21 protein-coding genes are annotated in these 22,509 nt (G+C 45.0%); 16 read left to right on the top strand and 5 right to left on the bottom strand.

Annotated features, from left to right (window positions below; genetic code table 11):
- Positions 1 to 214 precede the first annotated feature (214 nt).
- The 5 genes from ITG12_RS26690 to ITG12_RS26710 all read left to right on the top strand — a co-directional run bounded on the left by ITG12_RS26690 (position 215) and on the right by ITG12_RS26710 (position 4,373).
- Entirely contained in the window at positions 215 to 655 is a 441-nt protein-coding gene (locus ITG12_RS26690) for an SRPBCC domain-containing protein (protein ID WP_038868406.1), read from the top strand.
- An 87-nt stretch (positions 656 to 742) separates the two neighbouring features.
- Positions 743 to 1,495 carry a phosphatase gene (locus ITG12_RS26695; protein WP_038876396.1) on the top strand — a complete coding sequence of 251 codons (753 nt, stop codon included), beginning with the start codon at positions 743 to 745 and terminating at the stop codon, positions 1,493 to 1,495.
- A 100-nt stretch (positions 1,496 to 1,595) separates the two neighbouring features.
- Positions 1,596 to 1,985, top strand: a complete 390-nt coding sequence (locus tag ITG12_RS26700; protein WP_005436021.1) for a cytochrome b562 — start codon at positions 1,596 to 1,598, stop codon at positions 1,983 to 1,985.
- 173 nt (positions 1,986 to 2,158) lie between these two features.
- Positions 2,159 to 2,518: a hypothetical protein gene (locus ITG12_RS26705; protein WP_038876394.1), complete on the top strand. Its 360-nt coding sequence runs from the start codon at positions 2,159 to 2,161 to the stop codon at positions 2,516 to 2,518.
- 415 nt (positions 2,519 to 2,933) lie between these two features.
- Entirely contained in the window at positions 2,934 to 4,373 is a 1,440-nt protein-coding gene (locus tag ITG12_RS26710) for a PepSY domain-containing protein (protein WP_038876392.1), read from the top strand.
- Between the two features lie 51 nt (positions 4,374 to 4,424).
- Here ITG12_RS26710 and ITG12_RS26715 read toward each other — a convergent pair whose 3' ends face one another.
- The 3 genes from ITG12_RS26715 to ITG12_RS26725 form a co-directional block, all read right to left on the bottom strand.
- Positions 4,425 to 4,808, bottom strand: a complete 384-nt coding sequence (locus ITG12_RS26715) for a VOC family protein (RefSeq protein WP_038876390.1) — start codon at positions 4,806 to 4,808, stop codon at positions 4,425 to 4,427.
- On the bottom strand, positions 4,801 to 5,730 hold the full coding sequence (locus tag ITG12_RS26720) for a LysR family transcriptional regulator (protein WP_038876388.1): 930 nt from the start codon (positions 5,728 to 5,730) through the stop codon (positions 4,801 to 4,803). Before ITG12_RS26720 ends, ITG12_RS26715 begins: the two co-directional genes overlap by 8 nt.
- Positions 5,731 to 5,807: 77 nt before the next feature.
- A complete protein-coding gene (locus ITG12_RS26725; RefSeq protein WP_038876386.1) occupies positions 5,808 to 6,281 on the bottom strand; it encodes a hypothetical protein in 474 nt (157 codons plus the stop codon).
- 297 nt (positions 6,282 to 6,578) lie between these two features.
- Between ITG12_RS26725 and ITG12_RS26730 the strand changes: the two genes are divergently transcribed.
- The 9 genes from ITG12_RS26730 (at position 6,579) to tdh (ending at position 18,202) form a co-directional block, all read left to right on the top strand.
- Positions 6,579 to 7,262, top strand: coding sequence for a spondin domain-containing protein (locus tag ITG12_RS26730; protein ID WP_005384002.1), 684 nt, complete (start codon positions 6,579 to 6,581; stop codon positions 7,260 to 7,262).
- A 9-nt stretch (positions 7,263 to 7,271) separates the two neighbouring features.
- Positions 7,272 to 7,967, top strand: a complete 696-nt coding sequence (locus ITG12_RS26735) for a spondin domain-containing protein (protein WP_038876384.1) — start codon at positions 7,272 to 7,274, stop codon at positions 7,965 to 7,967.
- Positions 7,968 to 8,113: 146 nt separating this feature from the next.
- Positions 8,114 to 8,845, top strand: coding sequence for a response regulator transcription factor (locus ITG12_RS26740; protein ID WP_038876381.1), 732 nt, complete (start codon positions 8,114 to 8,116; stop codon positions 8,843 to 8,845).
- Positions 8,846 to 8,948: 103 nt separating this feature from the next.
- Complete coding sequence (locus ITG12_RS26745) at positions 8,949 to 10,343, top strand: HAMP domain-containing sensor histidine kinase (RefSeq protein ID WP_038876379.1); 1,395 nt, start codon at positions 8,949 to 8,951, stop codon at positions 10,341 to 10,343.
- 491 nt (positions 10,344 to 10,834) lie between these two features.
- Complete coding sequence (locus ITG12_RS26750) at positions 10,835 to 12,241, top strand: aminotransferase class V-fold PLP-dependent enzyme (RefSeq protein WP_038876377.1); 1,407 nt, start codon at positions 10,835 to 10,837, stop codon at positions 12,239 to 12,241.
- Positions 12,242 to 12,304: 63 nt separating this feature from the next.
- Positions 12,305 to 13,237, top strand: a complete 933-nt coding sequence (locus ITG12_RS26755) for a transporter substrate-binding domain-containing protein (RefSeq protein WP_248874574.1) — start codon at positions 12,305 to 12,307, stop codon at positions 13,235 to 13,237.
- Positions 13,234 to 15,561, top strand: a complete 2,328-nt coding sequence (locus tag ITG12_RS26760) for an EAL domain-containing protein (RefSeq protein WP_038876373.1) — start codon at positions 13,234 to 13,236, stop codon at positions 15,559 to 15,561. Before ITG12_RS26755 ends, ITG12_RS26760 begins: the two co-directional genes overlap by 4 nt.
- A 212-nt stretch (positions 15,562 to 15,773) precedes the next feature.
- Positions 15,774 to 16,967: a glycine C-acetyltransferase gene (locus ITG12_RS26765; RefSeq protein WP_248874575.1), complete on the top strand. Its 1,194-nt coding sequence runs from the start codon at positions 15,774 to 15,776 to the stop codon at positions 16,965 to 16,967.
- A 203-nt stretch (positions 16,968 to 17,170) separates the two neighbouring features.
- Positions 17,171 to 18,202 (top strand): L-threonine 3-dehydrogenase, encoded by a 1,032-nt coding sequence (gene tdh / locus ITG12_RS26770; RefSeq protein WP_248874577.1) that lies wholly within the window; start codon positions 17,171 to 17,173, stop codon positions 18,200 to 18,202.
- Positions 18,203 to 18,332: 130 nt separating this feature from the next.
- On the opposite strand, the gene ITG12_RS26775 is transcribed toward tdh, so the two are convergent.
- A complete protein-coding gene (locus tag ITG12_RS26775) occupies positions 18,333 to 19,313 on the bottom strand; it encodes a cytotoxin (RefSeq protein ID WP_248874579.1) in 981 nt (326 codons plus the stop codon).
- A gap of 574 nt (positions 19,314 to 19,887) precedes the next feature.
- Here ITG12_RS26775 and ITG12_RS26780 point away from each other — a divergent pair.
- Positions 19,888 to 20,607 (top strand): carbonic anhydrase, encoded by a 720-nt coding sequence (locus ITG12_RS26780; protein ID WP_248874581.1) that lies wholly within the window; start codon positions 19,888 to 19,890, stop codon positions 20,605 to 20,607.
- 66 nt (positions 20,608 to 20,673) lie between these two features.
- On the opposite strand, the gene ITG12_RS26785 is transcribed toward ITG12_RS26780, so the two are convergent.
- A complete protein-coding gene (locus ITG12_RS26785; RefSeq protein WP_039988581.1) occupies positions 20,674 to 21,777 on the bottom strand; it encodes a mechanosensitive ion channel family protein in 1,104 nt (367 codons plus the stop codon).
- 349 nt (positions 21,778 to 22,126) lie between these two features.
- Here ITG12_RS26785 and ITG12_RS26790 point away from each other — a divergent pair, with 349 nt between their 5' ends.
- The gene (locus tag ITG12_RS26790) at positions 22,127 to 22,474 is read left to right on the top strand and encodes a helix-turn-helix transcriptional regulator (RefSeq protein ID WP_005439037.1); all 348 of its coding nucleotides are present in this window, start codon (positions 22,127 to 22,129) and stop codon (positions 22,472 to 22,474) included.
- Positions 22,475 to 22,509 lie beyond the last annotated feature (35 nt).

Here is a 22,509-nt window from a genome sequence, read left to right on the forward strand (position 1 = left end):
CCATATGGCGAAGTTTAATGAAAAGCACCAAATATTGAGTTGGCAGAGTTGTATTTATTATGCAGCGACTGCTAAATGTCGCCTTCGTGGCTCCTTTGCATGCGAACTTGCCCCATTGATGTCGGGCTTCGCAATTCTTCTTCTGGTTACAACCGAATTGTTTGATTTTTAATCAGGATGAACTAGCGTCAAGAAAGTAGCTAAGGGAGAGAACATGCTGACTTTAAATTATCACGTCGAGATTGCAGCCACGCCGCAGCGCGTATGGAGCGTGCTGACGGATATCGAATTGTACAAACGATGGGCACAAGCTTTTTCACCGCAATCTCAATTTGATGGCGACTGGGAAGAGGGAGGGGATATTACCTTTTACGACCCAGACATGGGGGGGACTCGGGCAGTAGTGGACACTGTTTTGCCACTGCATAAACTTGAGTTTCATCATGTTGCCATCTTCAACCCAGACAATAGGCAGCAATTAGACGCTGACTTGGCTTCTAAGTGGATCGGATCACGGGAGATCTACCAGATCGATGTGCTGCAAGATCGCTTGTTGCTCAGTATCACCATTTCTACCCATAGTGATTTTGTGTCGATGTTCAATCATGGTTGGGAGAAAGCATTGCCGCTGATTAAAACGATCTGTGAGGAATAAGGTTAGATTTCGTCCCAATATTGGGCTGACGATCACTGACATGTGGGTATACAATAGCCGCCAATTTGCGCACCAAGAGAGTTGATGATGGAATTTAAGGTTGATACCCACACGCACACGTACGCCAGTGGCCACGCTTATAGTACGTTGATTGAAAACGCTAAATCGGCAAAAGAGAACGGGCTGGATATGTTCTGCACGACCGACCACGCGGAATCAATGCCGGGTGCGCCTCATTACTGGTTCTTCTCTAACCAGAAAATTCTGCCTCGCTTTCTTGAAGGCGTTGCCATTATTCGCGGTGTTGAATCTAACATCATGAACACCAAGGGTGACATCGATATTCCAGATAGCGTTGATCGCAACTTGGATTGGGTGATTGCTAGCTTTCATGAGCCAGTGTTCCGCCCAGCAGATAGTGCTACGCACACTGAAGCTCTGTTGAACATCATCAAAAACGGTCGCGTTGATGCGCTAGGCCATTTAGGTAACCCCAACTTTGACTTCGATTTTGAAGCTGTACTGAAGTGCGCTAAAGAGCACAATGTCGCGATTGAAATCAATAACACCACATTGAAAGGTAACAGCCGTGTTGGCAGCGTAGACCGTTGCCATGAGATTGCCCAAATCGGTAAAGAGCTCGGTGTCTTCTTCACCACAGGCAGTGATGCGCACTTCTGCCACGATGTGGGTAACCTGAGCTTGGTGGGTGAGTTAATGGATAGAGTCGGCATCGATAGTGGTAAAGTTATTACGCACTCAGCACAACAATTCTTAGCCTTCTTAGAGCTGCGTGGCCGCACGCCAATTGCAGAGTATGACGAGATTCGCAACGCATAAACTTGATTACATTTTTGGTTATGCAAGTGTTAAGGGATTGCTTTACACTGCTGGCATTAAAAAGCCGGCTCAGAATTCGGCATTCAATGGAGAAGTGAAGATGTTACGTCCTTTAGTGTTGGGGTGTGTCATTGCGTTAGGCTCAACGTACGCAATGGCAGAAGCCGTCGACTTAAAACAAAACATGAAGCAGATGAAGATGGAATTCAAACAGGCGGCAGAAGCGTCTGATGTTGAAACCATGAAATCTGCGATTGATAGTTTGCAAGCGATCGTTGAACAATCTAAGCGTGGTAATTACCCACCAGAGAAGTTCGATATCTACTTAGAAGGCTTTAACAAGCTGACGGTAACGCTTGATAAGATTGAAGCGGATCTTGATGCAGGCAAGCTAGAAGAAGCGAAAGACCAACTGCGTGAAATCGATAGCCTTCGTGAAGAGTACCACGACAAACGCAACCCAAGTATCTGGAGCAAACTGTTTAGCTAACCGTTTATCCAACTTGAAGAAATGACCATCAGCCTGCCACTTCGGCGGGCTTTTTTGTGCCTGTCAATCGAGGTATTCAAGAAAACCTGTGAGGTAGCAGCCACTTATTGATCCTGTTTTTGAGCTACCACTCAGAATTGGTTACGCTGTGTGAAATTTGTTAAGTCACCGTTATGCGTAGATTAATTCCTTTTTACCGCTCGATGTTATTTGCTAGTGCTCTCAGTTGGGTGCTAGTGACGCTGATGCCTGTTATCAATGCTCATGGTAACAGCATGGGCGTGTGGGCGACGCTATGTACGCTTAACGGTTTTGAATTGGTTCAAATAGAAGAGGGTGACAACTTTGTCAGCCACAAAGGTAAGCCTTGTCCGTTTAGCCACTTCTCGACTTTTCATCACGATACACTTCCAACGACACCGATACTTTCAAGACTGAGCTTGGTGATTTCTGACAGCTACGCTTATTTGGCTCTAAGTGTGCGATTTGAAACACCAGTTCCTCGAGCGCCGCCAGTTTCCCTTTTCTCATAACAAAAACAATTACACGATACCCAAGTAACCTCGAGATGCTTGGTTCAGCGAGAATGACTTGGTTTGTAGACGCGGCGGCGATTTAAAGGTCTAGTGGGTCTAAATCAAGATATCGACAACAAAGTATACAAGCCAAGGCAACTCGCCCTTCGGGAGCGTGTCATTGCTCCGATTGCTGCTTCAAACAACTTGGAAAGAGTTGTCTATTACACAGCGTTGTTTTCTTTGCACTCGAATCAATGACAACGCTCTGAATCCAGCATCTTGAAGTCACTTGGGTATATAGTCAGCAACACTGCCACTTCGAGCAGTGGTACTCCCGAATCTAAGTCAAATAGCGCCGCATACGAATGCGTATGTGCAGGATGCGTTTGGCTGAATTTGGGTGTTCAACAATGAAAAAAGGAAAATACACATGTTGAGAAACTCGGCAAAGCCTCAACTCAAGGAAGCCTCACGCGCAAAATCCATCTACTTTATGACGTGGCGATGGCACTTTTACGCAGGTTTGTTCGTCATTCCATTTATGCTCATGCTTTCCCTCACGGGGTTGGTGATGTTGTTTGATGATGAAATCGAACTGGCTCGATACGAAGCGACATTACAAGTTTCACCACAAGAGCAAATGGTTCCTGTCTCTGCACAATTGGAAACCGTAAAGCAGGCGTATCCCGATTTTAATGTCACTCAATTTGTACCTGCTAAAACGGCCGATATTGCCAACCGATTCTCGATTCAAAACCAAGAAGGCAGCTCGCTGATTGTTGCAGTAAATCCTTACACAGGAGACGTACAAGGCACCATTAACCGTAGTGATAGTATCTATGAACTGATGAACAGCATTCACGGCACGTTGCTCATCGGCGACCTAGGCGACCGTTTAATTGAAATCGCCGCAAGTCTGGGGATTTTGCTGTTGGTGTCTGGTTTGTACCTTTGGTTACCGAGAGACAACGCCAGCCGCGCCGGCTTTTTGAAAATTCGCCTTAACAATGGCCCTCGAATTTTGATGCGTGACCTGCATGCGAATTTAGGTGGTGTGCTGTCGATTGTTTTGTTGTTCTTTTTGATTTCAGGTTTGTCGTGGGCAGGGATCTGGGGCGCGAAAATGGTGCAAGCTTGGAATACCTTCCCAACCTATTACACATGGGGTGAGAAACCGGAATCCACACTGACACACAAAGATCTTAACCACGGTGCTTCAGAAGAAATGCCATGGAACTTAGAGCTTGCTGCTGTGCCAGAATCGAAAGATAAGTCTGCTCATGATCATGCCAATATGAAGGAAGAGGTGGCATATGCAGGCAGCCATGATGCGCTCTCCATTGATGATATCATCCTCAAGGCTGAAATGATGGGCTTTACTGGCTATAAGCTGTTTTTGCCACGTTCTGAGACGGGCGTTTATACCGTTGCAGCTAACTCTATGGGCGGCGATATTTCCGACCCGAGGCAAGATCGCACCAGTCACTTTGACCAATATTCCGGTCGCTTGTTGGTGGATGTAACGTGGCAAGATTACAGTTTGTTTGCCAAGTTCATGGCGGCAGGTGTGTCACTGCATCAAGGTGATGTCAGTGTGCTTAACAAAGTGCTCAACGTAGTGTTCTGTTTGGCGCTCATCTTAATCTCAATCACAGGCGTGGTGATGTGGTGGATTCGTCGTCCTAGTCGCAGTGCTGCATTGGGTGCGCCACCTAAGTTTCAGCAAGACGGTATTTGGAAGCTTGGCTTAGTAACGTTGGTGATATTGTGTCTGGCGTTCCCGATGGGCGGTTTGGCGATTGTTACAGTACTCGCACTGGATTGGCTGTTGTTCAACCGCGTTGAGAAGCTGAAAACGGCGTTGAATTAGTAACAGACAAAGAATGGAATAGTAAAAGAGCCAGGGACGTACTGGCTCTTTTTATTTCTGGTAAATCTCTAGCGGCAAGCCATCTGGATCTTGGAAGAAGGTAAAGGCTTTGCCTGTGAATTCGTCAATACGAATTGGCTCAACTTCAACGTCATTCGATTCTAGGTAGGCTTTCACTTGTTCAACATCATCAACCAAAAACGCGAGATGTCGTAGCCCTTGTGCTTCAGGAAAGCTCGGTCTCTCTGGTGCGCCCGGAAAGCTAAACAGTTCCACTTGGCTGCCGTCAGGTAAAGCGAGGTCAAGCTTGTAGGAGTCTCTGGTTTCACGATAGTTTTCAGCAATGACTTTCAATCCCAACACTTCAGTGTAAAAGCGTTTTGACCTGAAATAATCGCTGCAAATGATCGCGACGTGATGAATGGCATTAAACATGGTTAGCCTCCTCAGAGACTAAATGCTCCTTAACGAAGTCGATAAACACGCGCAGACGAGCAGGCATGTATTTGGTTTGTGCATACTGCATCGCGATAGCACCGTGGTAGTTACTCTTGATCATCCAATCCGGTAGCACCTCCACCACTTCACCTTGCTCTAACGCGTCTTTGATCACGAAGTCATGGAAGATCCCAATTCCCAAGCCAGACTTAACCCCGTTCAAGCGCATTTGAGAATGGTTGACGGCGTAACGCCCGCTTACTGCAATCGAATGAAAGGCTTCCTCTTTAAAGAACGACCAGATGTTGTCTTTGTCGTTCTCGGCAAGGTAAATACAATCGTGCTGCTCAAGTTCAGTCGGATGCTCAGGCATACCGTGTTTAGTGAGGTAATCTGGAGAGGCACATAAAACAAGATTGGTCTTGCTGATCTCTTTGAGTACCAGATTCTCATCGGGTTTGTCGGTGAGCTTAAATGCTACGTCGATACCTTGGCGAAAAAGATCGATCTCACCATCTGCTGCACGCAGCTTAAGCTGAATATTTGGATAACGTTCTAGGAATGGCAATACAAACGGTTGAAGCACCGAATTAAGAAATGCTTCAGGGGCTGCCACTGTGAGTGCGCCTGTTGGCTCAGCATGATCTTCCGCAGATAGCTCAACGGCTTGCTGCGCGGCATTCACCATTGCGATGCTTTGGTCGTAAACCTTTTGCCCAGCTTGAGTGATGATCAACTTACGAGTCGTGCGCTCAAACAGTTTGACCGAGAGGGCTTGTTCCAACCGTGTGATCAACTTACTTAAAGCCGATGGCGTTACGCCGAGTTGTTTAGCAGCAGCGGTAAAACTGCCTTCGTTTACCACTAAGATAAACGACGCAAGATCAGGAAGTAGGGCAATGAGTTTTGGATTAACCATAATTGTTCAGTTCTGCGCAGCGGAATAACGATATTGTCTGGTACGGTTTCACGAGGTTCAAGTGTCACCGTCTCGCTTTAACGATATTTTGCCAAAAATGCATTGAGTGCAGGCAAGCCAGATTCACCAGTATGGTATTGCTGCCAACAGTGATAAATGGCCGTTTCGTGGTCTGCAATCAATTCGATAGCTTCTCGCTCAGCGATTGAATACTGTTGTGAAGCGTTCACTTCTTCATGCCACTCTCGATATTTGACCTCATAAGGTTCTACCCACTTCAGAAGAGTCGCCACCAACTCTTGCCATGGTAAACCAATCCACTTGGTTGCATCTGCCAAGCCTTTATCCAACATCTCTTGGTGTTGACTTTCGATATCCATGCAATTTGTCAGCAGTACAGGTTTGAGCTTTTCTGCGGTGAGTTCTTCCACTTCAATCAAGGTTTGCCACAGTGTTTGTTGTTCACTTTGGTCGTAAACGCTCAAGTAGTGGTTGAAAAAAGCGATGCCGTATATTTCGCCATAGTAGGCAGACAGAACGTTATGAATCATGGTGAGAATCGTGATTTAAACAGAGAATACCGCATTGTAGGAGGGGAAAGCGCGAAGTGTAAACACCTGATTAAGAGTAAAAAAGTGCTGCTGACAGAATTCGAACAGAACTTGTGAGAATTTTATGAGAATTCGATGAAGTTGCTGATAGATTTGCTCGTCATTCTTAGAGGCAAGAACGCAAAACGTTCGAAACGTTCGAAACGTAATGCTTAACCTACTCAAGTCACGAACAAAGAAGTAAAGCCGTACACATGGGCTTGGGTAGTTCACCCCTCATTAAAGGATGGAATCACAATGAAAAAACGTACCCAACTCGGACTCGTCATGACTTCAGTCGCTATGGCACTAGGCTCTGCATCAGTGAATGCAGCGGAATTGGAAATCACCGTGACAAACGCAACCAAAGGCATCTACTTTACGCCTCTTATTGTTGCCGCACATGGTTCTGATCTTCAAATGTTCAGAACGGGTCAAGCAGCAACGCCAGAACTAGAAGCAATGGCAGAAGGCGGTGATATCTCTGGTCTTGCTAGTGTGATTGGTAACGCTGGTGGTGCGGTGGTTGAGAATCCTGCTGGTGGCATTTTGAATCCGGGTGTTGCAACCACCTTCACCTTGGACAGTGGCGACCACGGTTATCTTTCTTTGAGCGCGATGCTGCTGCCAACCAATGACGGTTTCGTCGGTCTAGATAGCTGGAAGATTCCAACGGAAGCGGGTACATACCGAGCAACGCTAAGAAGCTACGATGCCGGTACAGAAGCGAACGATGAACTTGCGTCTAGCATGCCAAACCCACCTTTCATTACCTTTGGTACTGGCGGCACAGGCGTTGAAGCAACGGTAACTAACGACAAAGTTCACGTGCATCCGGGTAACCTTGGTGATAGCGACCCAACCGGCGGCATCAGTGACCTAGACAGCAGCAGCCATCGTTGGTTAAACCCAGTCGCAACCATCACAATCGTTGTGAAGTAAGGGGGATGTATGAAATACAGAATCTTACTAGTAGCAGCTTCAGTCGGCTTGCTCGCCGGTTGTCCAAGCGATGATGATAATGACGTAGTGAAATCGTACCGTTACACCGTCAACGTGGCGAACTTGACTGCGAATCAACCTATGTCTCCGCTTGCGGTACTCACTCACAATGGTGACTACCAACTGTTTGAAATTGGCCAAGCGGCATCTGTTGAACTTGAGCATCTTGCCGAAGGCGGTAGTAACGCCGAGCTGATTGAATTGATGAACAGCAATGACAGTGTCTATCAAGGTATTTCAGGTAATGGATTGGTGTTGCCTGGCGCATCGGACGAAGTCACCATCACGGTTGACCCTAGTCGTTACGGTTACTTGTCTGTGGCGTCTATGTTCGTGAATACCAACGATGCCTTTGTTGGCGAAACGGGGCTATCGCTCAAATCGCTCGCAGTGGGTGAAAGCTATGAAATGAGCATGAACGTTTGGGATTCGGGTACAGAGCTAAACGATGAGCTTGCCGCAACCATTCCGGGCCCAGCAGGTGGCGGTGAGGGTTTAAATGCCGCTCGTAATGACAGCAGTGACGTTGTTGCCTTCCATGCGGGTGTTATTAGCCAAGATGATGGATTAGCAAACTCAGCACTCTCTGCGAACCATCGTTTCTTGAACCCAGGTGCGAAAGTCACCATCACTCGAGTCGAGTAACACAGGCTCCGATGACGTCTCCTTTCCAAAGCGCTTGTAGCCGAGCGCTTTATCCCTCATGGCGTCATCGGAACCTTTTTTGAAAGAATTTCTAATTTGTTCCGGTCATGTGCAAAGTGAGGATACTCGAAGGCAAGGAAAGGACCATGGAACAACAGGCAATCAATTTAGTCGCGAACATTTTGCTGGTGGAAGACGATGATGATTTGGCAGAACTGGTTCAGATGCATCTCAAGTTTCAAGGACACCAAGTGTCGCGAGCCACAAATGTCGCCGATGCTAAAGCGCAATATCAGCAACAACCCTTTGATTTATTGATCCTTGACCGAGGTTTACCAGATGGTGATGGCCTAGACATCTGCCATTATTTGCGTCAGCAACAAGATTGGAGTCCAGTGCTCATGTTGACAGCCAGAGACGGTGAAATGGACAAGGTTGATGGTTTAGAAGCGGGCGTTGATGACTACATCACTAAGCCATTTAGCGTATTAGAATTCCAAGCACGAGTGCGAAACGTGCTGCGTAGAGTCAGCCAAACCGCTGAAGCAAAGGTGGCAGATGAAGTCCTCGACGATGCGATGGATTTTGGCCCGCTGAGAATTATTCCGGAGTTGCACCAAGTATCCCTAAACGACAAAGATGTCACTCTTACCGCGACAGAGTTTACTTTGCTGCAGTTTCTCGCGACTCGTCCGGGCAGAGTCTACAGTAAAGATGAATTGCTCGATCACGTTTGGAACACCAGTCATTCTGGTTATCACCATACGGTGTGTAGCACCATTAACCGTTTACGCAGCAAGTTGTCTTTGTCTGATTCTGATCATCACTTCATTCAAACCGTGTGGGGTGTTGGATATAAGTTTCAGCCAAGACACTAATGCACGGAAGTAAGCCAAGACAGTAAGTCGGCAGTTGTTTTCACCGTCATTTTTCAATCATCACGGGTGTTTCAAAAACATCGCTGTTTAAGGAGGCGATAGGATGAGCTTCAAATCTCGCTTAGTGGTATTTACTAGCTTGTGGTTCTGTCTCGCGGCGGTAGTGATTGCACTGACTTACAATTGGCAAAAAGAAACCATTGAGTTACGCACTAAGCAAAGCCTGCATAAAGAGCTAGCTAGCCACATGCGTGACGACAATCCGCTGATGATCGGGACGGATTACAACCCTAAAGCGCTCAAGTCGATCTTTCATACGCTCATGCTGATCGGCCCTGATTTTGAAATCTACTTCCTCGATAGCCAAGGCAACATCACCACTCATGCAGCACCAGAAGGGGCGAAGATCATGGGAGCGGTGGATCTCAATCCCATTAAGCAATTCTTAAATGACCAACCCTTTCCTATTTTGGGTGAAGACCCACGCAATCGTGGTGAGCACAAAGTCTTTTCTGTCGCGGCGATAGAGGAATTAGGCTCTACGGTCGGTTATCTCTATGTGGTGATTGGCAGTACCCGACATGACGCCATTGCCAATGCTCAAGTCGATACCCCTTACATCGCGCTGGCAGGATTAGTGTTGGTGTCGATTTTGGGTTTTGCATTGGGTGCGTATGTGCTGGTAAAACGCAGCTTACTGAATCCCATTGAGCGCGTAACCAATCAACTTGAACAACAAGCCGAGCATGACTTCCGCCTACAACCTGATTTTACTCGCCAAGTGCCAGAGCTAGTACCGATTGCGCACTCCTATCAGATGATGGCGAAGCACATTCAGCAGCAGTTTTTACAGTTGGAGTATCAATCGTCTCATCGTCGTCAAAGCTTGTTGCAACTGAGCCATGATCTGAAAACGCCGTTATCGAGCGTGCTTGGTTATTTGGAAACGTGGCGCTTGCAACATCCGGAATCCGATCCTTTGATTGACGTCGCTTTCCGAAATTGTGAGAAGCTTTCTACACAATTGCATTCGTTACTTGATGCGGCAAGAAAAGAAGCGCCAATGCCGAATTATGAATATTGCCCTGTCGAGCTTAGCGCTTTAATGGCCGAATGTGCTGAGACAATGCAAAGCCAGTTTTCACGAAAAACGGTAGAACTCAAAGTTGAAGTGGAAGATAAGATTGAAACTGTCGGCGATAAAGGGTTGCTAGAGCGTTTAGTGCTTAACTTATTGGAGAATGCACTCCGTCACAGCCCAATTGGTTCAGCAGTGCATTGCCAAGCACATTTGAGTGAAGATAAGACTCGAATTCATTTTACCTTCATTAACCATATCGAAAAGAATGCTGAAGGTGGCTCTTTGGGCATCGGCACGAAGATTGTGCAGTCTATTTTGATGCTGCACCATAGTTACCTAGAAACCAGTGTTACCCCTTCTCAGTACCAACAGCGATTTACCTTGCGAGCCGTATCACTTCCGTCTTCGGGCGCTTAGCTTAAAAGCGCCTTACTTTCATCGACCTTCTTTATCCTGCTATCTTTTGGCGTGCATAGTGGCCTTATTTATTTCTCGGACAATGATTCAATTGATTTGTTATTTGGATGGCACTTTAATAATTGTAATGAATGAACCTGAATTTGTTACAGATTTAACGTATTCAATTTAAATATTAACCTTGGCGCCCAAATTGTGATGAAAATATTACAACGTTTATTTTTGCGCGATTCAAAGATTATAAAATGCGCCATCTTTTATGTTTGTGATAAGTGTTTCAATGAATATTTCATTATGCTCATAGTTGTTTATTGTAAAGGGGTTAAATTGTTGCTTATATCATCATATGAAATGAAAAAGTGGAACTAAAGTCACTTAATGGCAGCTGAAAGATCTAAACTATCGGGTGATGAGGTAATAATGGTTTAGTAACAGATAGTTACGGATTCATAATTAATAATATGGCTAAACTTCCGACAAGGATCGAAAAGATGAGCGACAAGGAATCTATTCAGACTAATCGCAGCCGCCGCAATTTCTTAAAAGGTGCAACTGGTGCAGTTGTGGCTGGCGTCAGTGCTTCCGCATTTTCCGGTACAGTTCAAGCAAAAGAACCGAAAATTGATTGGAGCAACAACGGACTAGGTAGAAAAAACGACAAACGCTTCTGGCGTAAAGTACAAAAGCAGTTCGTATTGGATAAACGAACGACTTACATGAATATCGGCACGACAGGTTCGATGCCAAAACATGTTTTAGAAGGGTACGAAGACAACAATAAAATCGTTGCTAAGTACCCGTGGGACATGAAAGACAAGTTTGGTGCTTGGCCTCATGTTTCTGAAATGGTGACGCAAGTTGCGCCGGGCTTTGGTGCTAACCCAGATGAAATCATTCTAAGCCGCAACACCACCGATGGCTTATGTTCTATCATCAATGGCCTGCATTTTGAGCCAGGTGATGTCATTCTAACGACTCACCATGAACACGTTGCTGCAACGTCACCAATGAACGTGGCAAAACATCGCTTTGGTGTGGACGTGGTAGAAATTCAGCTTCCGGTTTTCACTGGTACAGAAAACGTCACGGAAGAAGATTACATTCAAGCCTTCCGCGATGCGATTGAAACCCACCACAATGTGCGCCTTATTGTGTTCTCTCATATTACCTACAAAACCGGTACGACTCTCCCTGCTAACGCTATCTGTTCTTTAGCAAAGCAACACCGCATCCCAACGTTAGTTGACGGCGCGCACACTGTTGGTATGTTCGACCTAGATTTTCACGATATGGATTGTGATTTCTATGCAGGATCTGGCCATAAGTGGCAGTGTGGTCCAGGCGCGACAGGTATCTTGTATGTACGTGATAACGGTAACCGTTTAAATGAGTACTGGAGCGATCGTGAAAATCCATTGTGGTTGATCAACTCATCGCTTTCTCATGCTGATTACCTAGGCAAACAGCTACAAATGCAATACATTGGTAACGATAACTATCCGTCAAAACAAGCACTTGCTGATAGTTGTAAAATGTGGGATGAAATTGGTCGTGACCGAATTGAAGCACGCATTTTAGAATTGAGTGACCAATGTAAAACGCAGCTTAGTGAAGCGTTACCTTATGCGAAGATGTACTCACCAAACGTGGAAGGACTAACCAGCGGTCTGACGACCTTTAACCCGTTTGATGATGTGACGGATGAGGAACGACTAACATTGTTCCGTGATCGTCTTCGCGAGGACTATGGTTACATCATTCGTACGACAAGCTTCAAGTTGTACAAAGACGATTCGTTTGAAACGCATGCACTGCGTATCTCTACTCACTTGTTCCACGATGAGAGAGATGTAGAAGGGTTAATCGAAGCGATTGCAGACCTGTACTACTCGTTCTAACGCTGTTGTTAAGTATCAAAGCGCCCTTAATTGGGCGCTTTGTGAAAGAGAAGGATATTCATCATGTCAGTGAAAACAATTAAGCAAACCATGACCACTCTTGCGATAGGGATGGTCACGGTGCTACCAATTCAGACCTTTGCTGGCGATCTGCAAGACATTAAGGACAGTGGCGTGTTACGCCATATTGGTGTGCCTTATGCCAACTTTGTTTCCTACATCGATCAAGGTGAAATGCAAACATTGACGGGGTTGGATGTCGATATCATCAAGGGATTTGCTAAGTCGCTTGGCGTACGTTACCAATACGTCCCAGCCCAATGGAACAATGTGGTTGGTAAACTGACTGGGCAGCAAGTTGAATACAAAGATGCGCAATTGATGGTTGGTGAAAAGATGGCGATTGAAGGCGATTTGATCGCTAACGGCGTCACGATTCTTGATTGGCGAGCACAAATTGTTGATTTCTCGGAGGACTATTTCCCATCCGCAGTCTGGCTAGTAGCACGCACTGACTCTTCATTAACTCCGATTAAGCCAACAGGTTCTATTGATGACGATATTTCAATGGTGAAGTCACTCATTAAAGGTCGTGAAGTCTTAGCGATGGAGCATTCTTGTCTCGACCCGAACTTGTATAACCTCTATGACACTGGCGCAAAAGTGATTTTGCCAGATGGTCAGCGCCGATTGAACGAAATGGTGCCTGCCATAATGAAAAACGATGCGGAAAGTACGTTGCTTGATGTTGCAGATACATTGATTGCACTCGAAAAGTGGCCGGGGGAAATCAAAGTCATTGGTCCAGTATCAGAAAACCAAAAAATGGCGGTTGCCTTCCGTAAGGACTCTCCTGAATTAAAAACCGCGTTTAACCAATACTTAAATTCAATTAAGCAAGATGGGACGTATCAAGCCTTAGTCGAGAAATACTACCCATCTATTTACTATTTTTATAATGACTACTTCTTAGAAGATAGTAAGAAAGATATATGAGAAAGTCTGTAAAAAAAATATCAAGTCAGAAGATCATCACAGTCAGTGCGATATTGGTGTCGCTCTATTTGGCGATGATTATTACGGTCACCAGTTTAGGTCAACATAAACTAAAAGAATCACAGCATCGAGAACTCGATCTAAAGGTGAAAAGTTATGCAGGTACCCTTGATAATTTATTTACGATTGCCAGTGAAGATATAGACCATTTATCGACCGATAAAACGGTACAAACCTTCTTTGCCAACCTCGCTTCAGGCATGTCGATGGAGTATGGTTTAGGCGCAAGTTTGATCAATCTAAAACGTAAACTGCAAGAGAAATCTGAAACCAAAATCGTCAATAATCAATTGATCTACAAGCAGTTAACTTTGATAGGTCTTGATGGCTCGACCATTATCACAACAGGTCAAAAGTCCGATCATCGTGTTGATACTTCGCGTTTACTGAATGATCACGACCACAGTGAAGAAGTCAGAGCGGTGCGCGAAGATGGCAAAGTACTCATCCAGGTGATAAAGCAAGTCATGTTCTCAGGCAAACCTGTCGGCTATTTGATTGCGGATATCAACGAGAAGGTAGTCATTTCCCAATTGACTAATCAGGAGCATGAAGACAGTTACAGTCGCATGGTGCTGAAGATCAATAATGTGGAAATGGAAGTATGGGATTCTATCAGCCGTAAGTTGGAACAGGAAAACATCACTGAGCCTGAAGCACTGGCTCAAGAGCTAAAAGAGAAGATCTATTTCGAAGTGCCAATCGAGCACCATCACTTTAAATTGATAGCTTGGTTTGAGTCACTTAGCGAACGCGATATCTACACGTCTCGAATATTTATTTCCGGGTTAAGTATCCTCGCAATTTTGATTGTGTTTGGCTTGTTGTATGCGTTCAACCTTAATAACACACGTGTTGAGCTGAAGATCAAACTGGAAGAAGAGAAGAAGCGCAAAGACTTCTTATCTCAGCAAAACCAACGTTTAACCAGTGAGATAGAGCGTCGTAAATCGTCAGAAATGGAGTTGGCTTACCAAGCCAAGCACGATGCATTAACCGGTTTACCAAATCGAGTTTATGGTTCTGAACGCCTTGGTTTAGAGCTGTCACGCGCTGAACGCACAGGCTCTAGTGTATTGGTGATGTTCATCGACCTTGACCATTTCAAACAAATCAATGATTCGATGGGACACTTTGTTGGTGATGAGATCCTCAAACTGAGTGCTGAGCGGCTTCATCAGGCGGTGCGGAAAACCGATTTGTTGGCACGAATTGGCGGCGATGAGTTCCTATTGGTGATTCCAGACTTAGACAATGCCGACAGTGCTAAGCGCTTTGCCGCAACTGTATTGTCTGTGTTTAACGAGCCGTTTGTTTGGCAAAATCATGAATTCTTCTTGTCCGCTAGCGTAGGTATGTCTGTTTATCCAGAAGATGGCGATAATTCAGAGCAGCTACTCGCTTGTGCTGATATGGCGATGTACCGTGTGAAGCAAGACGGCCGTAATGCATTCTGCTTCTATGACCACAACATGAACCAAGATTTGCAGCGTTTCTTAGACTTGGAAAGTCGCTTACGTCATGCTATTTCTCACGATTTGTTAGAGCTTTATTATCAACCAATCATTGATCTCGACAGCGGGGCGATTGTTGGAGCAGAAGCTCTGATGCGTTGGAATGACGAGAAGTTTGGTTTTGTGAATCCAGAAGAGTTTATCTCGATTGCTGAGAAGAATGGTTTGATTCATCAACTGGGTGAGTTTGCCATTCGTCAAGCGTGCCAACAAGCGGCAAAATGGCAGGACGTTACACCTCTGTTTGTGTCGGTAAACTTCTCAAGTGTGCAGTTTAGATACTGTGATCGACTTTTCGAACAGATCAAGCAGCACATAGAAGAGTCGGGGTTGTCTCCAGAATTGTTCGATGTAGAGGTGACAGAGAGCTTGTTGTTTAACCACAGCAGCGACCTGATGGAGATGCTAGATAACTTACGAACTCTGGGCGCGAAGCTCACCATTGATGATTTTGGTACCGGTTATTCCGCATTAAGTTACTTGCAGAAGTTCCCGTTTGATCGCCTCAAGATCGATCGCAGTTTCTTGCAGAACATGTTTGAGAATGAGTCCGACCGTGAACTTGTGAACGTGATTATTGCAATGGCGAAAGCACTGAATCTGAAGATCGTCGCAGAAGGCATCGAAGAACAGCGTCATGTGGATTACCTGAAAAACCTAAACTGTGAGTTCGGACAAGGTTTCCACTATAGCCGACCATTACCTGCTAAGGACTTTGAAGCACTTTTAGCTAAGCCGACTTGGCTATAACCCCTTTCATTACAACCTCATAGAAAAGCATTAATCAGATTCGTGCCTTAGATTCATTAATGCTTTTCCACCTTGAGGGATAATCGTTTTTCCTTCCTTGAATTACACTACACTTAATTGATAAGTAAGTGCCTGTGATCCCCGTCACATAAAGGCTCAACCTAATTCTAATCGAGTGAAAACTCGACAAAATAAACAGGAAGGAATTGCGAATGTCTTCTGCATTTTACCAACAGATTGAACAGCAAATTGAAGAAGTGAAGGCGGAAGGCCTTTACAAAGCAGAGCGTATCATCACGTCTCAACAGCAAGCGGCTGTTAAAATCTCTACCGGTGAAGAAGTACTAAACTTTTGTGCGAACAACTACCTTGGTCTTGCTAACCACCCAGCACTTATCGAAGCGGGTAAGGCAGGCATGGACGAGCACGGTTTTGGTATGGCTTCAGTACGTTTCATCTGTGGTACTCAAGACATCCACAAAGAGCTTGAGCAGAAGCTTTCTAAGTTCCTAGGTAAAGAAGACACGATTCTTTACACATCATGTTTCGACGCAAACGCGGGCCTATTTGAAACGATTCTAGGTAAAGAAGACGCAATCATCTCTGACGCACTAAACCACGCGTCAATCATCGACGGTGTTCGTCTATGTAAAGCGATGCGTTTCCGTTACTCAAACAACAACATGGAAGAGCTAGAGCAACAACTGATCGCTGCGAAAGAAGCAGGTGCTCGCCACATTCTTATCGTAACGGACGGCGTGTTCTCAATGGACGGTGTAGTAGCAAACCTACCGGCTATCTGTGACTTAGCAGAGAAGTACGGCGCATTGACTATGGTTGATGACTCTCACGCTGTTGGCTTCATGGGTAAAACAGGTGCAGGTACGCACGAGCACCACAACGTGATTGACCGTATCGACATCATCACTGGTACGCTAGGTAAAGCAATGGGCGGTGCTTCAGGCGGTTACACGTCTGGTAAAGCAGAAGTGATTGACTGGCTACGTCAGCGTTCTCGTCCATACCTATTCTCTAACTCTGTTGCACCAGCAATCGTAAGTGCTTCTATCCGCGTTCTAGACCTACTAGAAGAGAGCGGTGACCTACGTGACCGTCTATGGGAAAACGCAGCACACTTCCGTACTCGTATGGAAGACGCTGGTTTCACAATGGGTGGTGCTGACCACGCAATCATTCCAATCATGCTTGGTGACGCAAAAGTAGCAGCAGAATTCGCAGAGCGCGCTCTGGAGAAAGGCATTTACGTAATCGGCTTCTCATTCCCTGTTGTACCAAAAGGTCAAGCGCGTATTCGTACTCAAATGTCTGCAGCGCACTCTCGTGAGCAATTAGACCGTGCAATCGATGCGTTCATCCAAGTTGGTAAGGACATGGGCATCATCTAAGTTTCGTCTCCTCTTCCTAGCCTCCTCCTAAAACTGAGGGGAGGGGTTAGATTAGAAGAAGAAAAGCGCTTACGTTTAAAGATAAAAGGCTTTCCCAACTCTTCTGAGTCGGCTCATGGGCAAAGCCTTTATTTCTTCTTTAAACGCATTAGATGAAAGAATTTTTTGTCACGCATAGAGCGGGGCAATGTTTGGTGAATACTATGAAAATTAAAGCATTATCAAAGCTAAAGCCTGAAGAAGGCATCTGGATGACTGAGGTTGATAAACCTGAAGTTGGCCATAACGACATTCTGATCAAAATTAAGAAAACCGCTATCTGTGGTACAGATGTACACATCTACAACTGGGACGAATGGTCACAAAAGACAATTCCAGTACCTATGGTTGTTGGCCACGAATACGTGGGTGAAGTGGTTGCGATTGGTCAGGAAGTTCGTGGCTTTGAAATCGGTGACCGCGTATCTGGCGAAGGTCACATCACGTGTGGTCACTGTCGTAACTGTCGTGGCGGCCGTACTCACCTATGTCGTAATACAATTGGTGTGGGTGTTAACCGCGAAGGTGCCTTCGCAGAATACCTAGTGATCCCAGCGTTCAATGCGTTCAAGATCCCTGAAGGCATCTCTGACGATCTAGCGTCTATCTTTGACCCGTTTGGTAACGCAGTACACACAGCGCTTTCTTTCGACCTAGTAGGCGAAGACGTGCTTATCACAGGTGCTGGCCCAATCGGTATCATGGCAGCTGCAGTCGCGAAACACGTTGGTGCTCGCCACGTAGTGATCACAGACGTGAACGAATACCGTCTAGAACTTGCTCGTAAAATGGGCGTAACGCGCGCAGTAAACGTAGCTGAAGAGAAGCTAGAAGACGTAATGGCTGAGCTAGGCATGACAGAAGGCTTCGACGTAGGTCTAGAAATGTCTGGTAACCCAGCAGCATTCAACTCAATGCTAACCACAATGAACCACGGTGGTCGTATTGCACTACTAGGTATTCCACCATCAGACATGGGTATCGACTGGAACCAAGTTATCTTCAAAGGCTTGGTGATCAAAGGTATCTACGGCCGCGAAATGTTCGAAACTTGGTACAAGATGGCTTCACTGATCCAATCTGGTCTGGATCTATCGCCAATCATCACGCACCACTACAAGATTGATGACTTCCAAGAAGGCTTCGACGTAATGCGCAGCGGCATCTCAGGCAAGGTTATTCTTGATTGGGAATAAGGTCGCGATAAAGCAGCCTAAAACCTCTTGATATAAGATCAATAAAAACGCCCTAAGTGAACCTTGGGGCGTTTTTGTTTTATCGAGTTGGTTTGAAACTCGCTACTGCTTATTTTCTATTAATTCAGCCTTAGCGGTTTATCGCGATGGTTCCGGTTTCAACTACGCGAGATTCCTTCGAAACCATGACTTTTACAGTGTGCTTTTCTGAGGAGAATAATGTTTTAGCCGAAGTCGTTGGCCGCCCAAGTGCAGGTGCATGCTCTTGTTTTTGATAATGGATTTCCCAATGACGAGCTTGAATGTTGTAGCGCATAAACGCAAAGCCATTCACACTCTTGATGGTGGTGCTCCCTTTTTGGTAGAAACCGTAGTCGCGAAAACTCATATAATTGATTAAACCGTTGCGATGGTCCTTCACGTCATTGTATTGCTTATCTTCTTTGCTGCCTTCCACGTGATAAACCCTAATTAGATCATCACTCCAATCATCAACAACAAAAGAGCAGCCGCTGAAGTTTGGTGTGAAAACATACAAATGATCGCGATGAGGGGCAGGGTGTTTAGGTATATCGAGATACTTGCCTTGCGCGACCCAGTAGGCCATCTGTGATGTTTTTTTGTCGGGTTGTTGCCCTGCGAAGGTATCAATGACTTCGATAGTGCCTACTGTTCCATGTGCGTGTTTATATTGCATGCCACTGAAAACAAGCTCACCACTTTCTTCTACTTCTTTCTTTGTCGCTGGGCTGAGAGATGTCATCTGGTGAGCAACGATCTCTGCGCTGACGCATTGGTTATTAAAGCTAGAGCCTAGTAAGTCTGACGGTAGCACACGTGTTCCGGCCGCATCGATCATTTCCTTTCTTGATGTCGGCATCGGTGACAGAATTGCATCGGGAAACTCACGTTCTTCGCCTACGTGAATATGGTTGTTCTGCTCTTCTACTTTACGGTCCGCGACTACTTTATCTCGATTATCATTCCAGCGCTTATAGTCGCTTGATGAATAAGTTAATTCAGCTCTGCGTTCTTGCTGCTGTCGCGCAGCTCTTTCTATTGTTGTTTCTTGCGTTTCTTCAGTATTAACAGGTGCTGATTGATATCGCATGGTAGGCATTCCAATAAGAAATAAATAAGAGAATACCAATGATTGTCGATATATCAGTAGGTGACTGTATAAAAGGTGATATTTACTAATAAAAAGCTCAAAATGAAATTGTATTTTAAGTTTTACTATGTGATCAGGTTTGTTTTTGATAGGTTAAAACACTAATAATAATTTTTTATGTGTCTCTTTTGATTTATTTTAATTATTAATATCTCAGTGGGGGTATTAAGATAATAAAAGAAATAGCACATGAATATAATCTTGTTATTTATATATCTAATGGTGTTTTAATGGTTTAATCGCTGTTGTAATTTTATATTCTTACGTATTCTAAACGTAGGTTAGGGTGATCTTCTGCTGTGACATTTTTGTACGTAGCCGTACCTTTACGCTCTCTAATCGTCGACTTATCAATTACATAAAATGTAGAGATCATTTCCAAAATTAGCAGGTAAACATAGATTGCACCGTGCTAGCTAATCCAATTCTGTCATTCCTTTGCTAATACTGCATGCGATGAACGTAGGTATATAAAAACGGTTCATTAATCAATAATCAAAAAAAGGAAATGAAAATGAGAAAGTCACTGACAGCACTTGGTTTAGCATTGGTATTTGCCGGCTCAGCAAACGCGGCAAACTGGGGGTATGAGGGTGAGCACGGCCCTGCAAATTGGGGGGAGTTCGCTTCTGAATGTGCGAAAGGTCAAAACCAAAGTCCGATTAATATTGAATCAGCGACTGAAGCCAAGCTAGAAAAACTGGATTTTGATTACGAAGGTAAGGCGATTTCACTGCTGAATAACGGCCACACTTTACAGACCAGTTTAGAAGGCAAAAACACGCTCAATATTGATGGTAAAGAGTTTACGTTAAAACAATTCCACTTCCATACGCCATCTGAAAACCATGTAGATGGTAAAGAATACCCACTAGAAGCACACTTTGTGCATGCCGATAAAGCAGGCCATCTGGCTGTTGTGGCGGTGTTCTTTAAATTAGGTGACGCGAATCCAACTCTAGCTAAGCTGCTCGCTAACATCCCAACTAAAGATCAAGATGTTGCCATCAAGGTTCCATTTGATGCTAACGCGCTAATCCCAAGTGACAAAGATTACTACCGCTTCAATGGTTCTCTAACCACGCCACCGTGTTCTGAAGGTGTTCGTTGGTTGGTGATTAAAGAGACACAAACTATCTCCCCAGAGCAGGTGAAAGAGTTTGCGAAAGCGATGGGGCAAAACAACCGTCCAATCCAACCGCTTAACGCTCGAATGATTCTAGCGCAGCAATAATGGTTGAAGTGACCAGTCATAAAAAAGCCCGCTGATTTAGCGGGCTTTGTATTTGGTATTTTGAAATTAGAAACCACTGTCGTCTTGCGCTTGAGCTTTCGCCATTTGAATCGGGTCAAGCTTGAGTGTTTGCGTTGGGAACGCAATATCCGCTTCGTGCTTCTTAATGATCGCCATGACCTGCAAAAGCACATCTTGCTTCACTTCGTGGTAGCGAACCCAGTTCACTGTTTTGGTGAAGGTATAGATAAAGAAGTTCAGTGAAGATGCACCAAACGCATCGAAGTTGACGATAAGTGTCTGGCGCGTATCGATGTCTTTGTGGTTCTTCAGCATTTCGCGCACTTCATCAATGATTACCGGTACTTTGTCTGCATCGTCGTAGCGCAGGCCAATTGTCTCAAAGATTCGGCGGTTCAACATGCGAGACGGGTTTTCTACCACGATGTTGCTGAATACTGAGTTAGGCACATAGATAGGTCGCTTATCGAAGGTACGAATGCTGGTCATACGCCAGCCAATACGTTCCACTGTTCCTTCTATTTGACGGTCTGGAGAGCGGATCCAATCGCCAACTTTAAACGGACGATCGAAGTAAATCATCAAACCACCAAAGAAGTTTGATAGGAGATCTTTGGCTGCCAAACCGACAATCAAACCGCCGACACCACCAAAGGTCAGCAAACCAGAAAGGCTAAGGCCAAATGCCTGCATAACGGTCAATACGCCGATGACGATAAAGAACAGGCGAGCTACTTTCGCGACGGCTTGTACGGTTGTCTCGTCACGGGTTTTCTGCTCCAGCACGTAGTCTTCGACGTTGGTGATAAGACGCATCACAATCCAAACTAGGATGCTGATAACAAGAATGAGTTTAAGAGTGCTGAGCCAGTTGAACTCGTTCCCCAACTCACTTTGCAGAACAATGCCCAAAGATACCGTTGCAGGCCAACACCAGATTAAGGTACTGACGGGGGTTTTGAGTGCTTCTAATAAAAGGTCATCCCAATGAAAGGGGGTTTTCTCGACCAAAATAGCTAATCGAGAATGCAATACGCGCCACGCAATCCAAGCAAAAAAGCTCGCAATCGTAATGAACAGTACGCTGCTGCTCCAGTCTTGATGATGGGCCATGATGTAAGTTTGAAGTTCTGTAAACCACTGTGGCATAAGTAAAGTTTCATTTTTTGGAACAATGAGTGAAAGGTAGCAGAGTTTGAGTTTACGCCCTAGCAAAATGATGTGATTCGAATAATCCGTTCTTGTCTTCTTATCACTGCTGTTAAAGAGGAGAGTGTTTAGAATGATGTTAATGATTAATGTGTAAATACAAGGTGATGATACGTATGGTGAAATGTAAAGTTTGTGCTGTTCAACCTACATGGTGTGATGAAACTCGAACTTTGAAAGATAAGCGCTATCATTCGAACCATCAATTGTAGGTTCTTTGACTCATCGCTAACATTTATCAAGCTCAAATATGAGACTTTAGTGTCACTTTGACATACGGAGATAAACCATGGAATTCACAGAGCTAGATAGAAATGCGCTCTACGACATTTGGATGTCGCAAAAAGCAAAAATGCACCTCACCCAAATGGAGATGGCAAAGCGCCTAGGTTTAAGCTTGCATGAGTTCTCTGCATTGTTACGTGGGAATGCTCCGCTAACACTTGGCTTCGTGAAACAACTTTGCGAACAATTGCATGTTCGTCCTGGTCAAGTGATTCCATCTATGAGCAAACGCGATATTTCTTCTTCGGGCTCCGTGTATCTACAAAACCGTATCACCGTAGATGGTGAAATCCGTAATGTCTTCATTGAAGGCAACCAAGTTGTGATTGAGTACGAACACACGGTGAACTAACCGATTCCATCCGTGTATTTTTTGTCGTAGACAAT

Source organism: Vibrio sp. ED002 (assembly GCF_023277445.1).
Taxonomy (GTDB): domain Bacteria; phylum Pseudomonadota; class Gammaproteobacteria; order Enterobacterales; family Vibrionaceae; genus Vibrio; species Vibrio jasicida.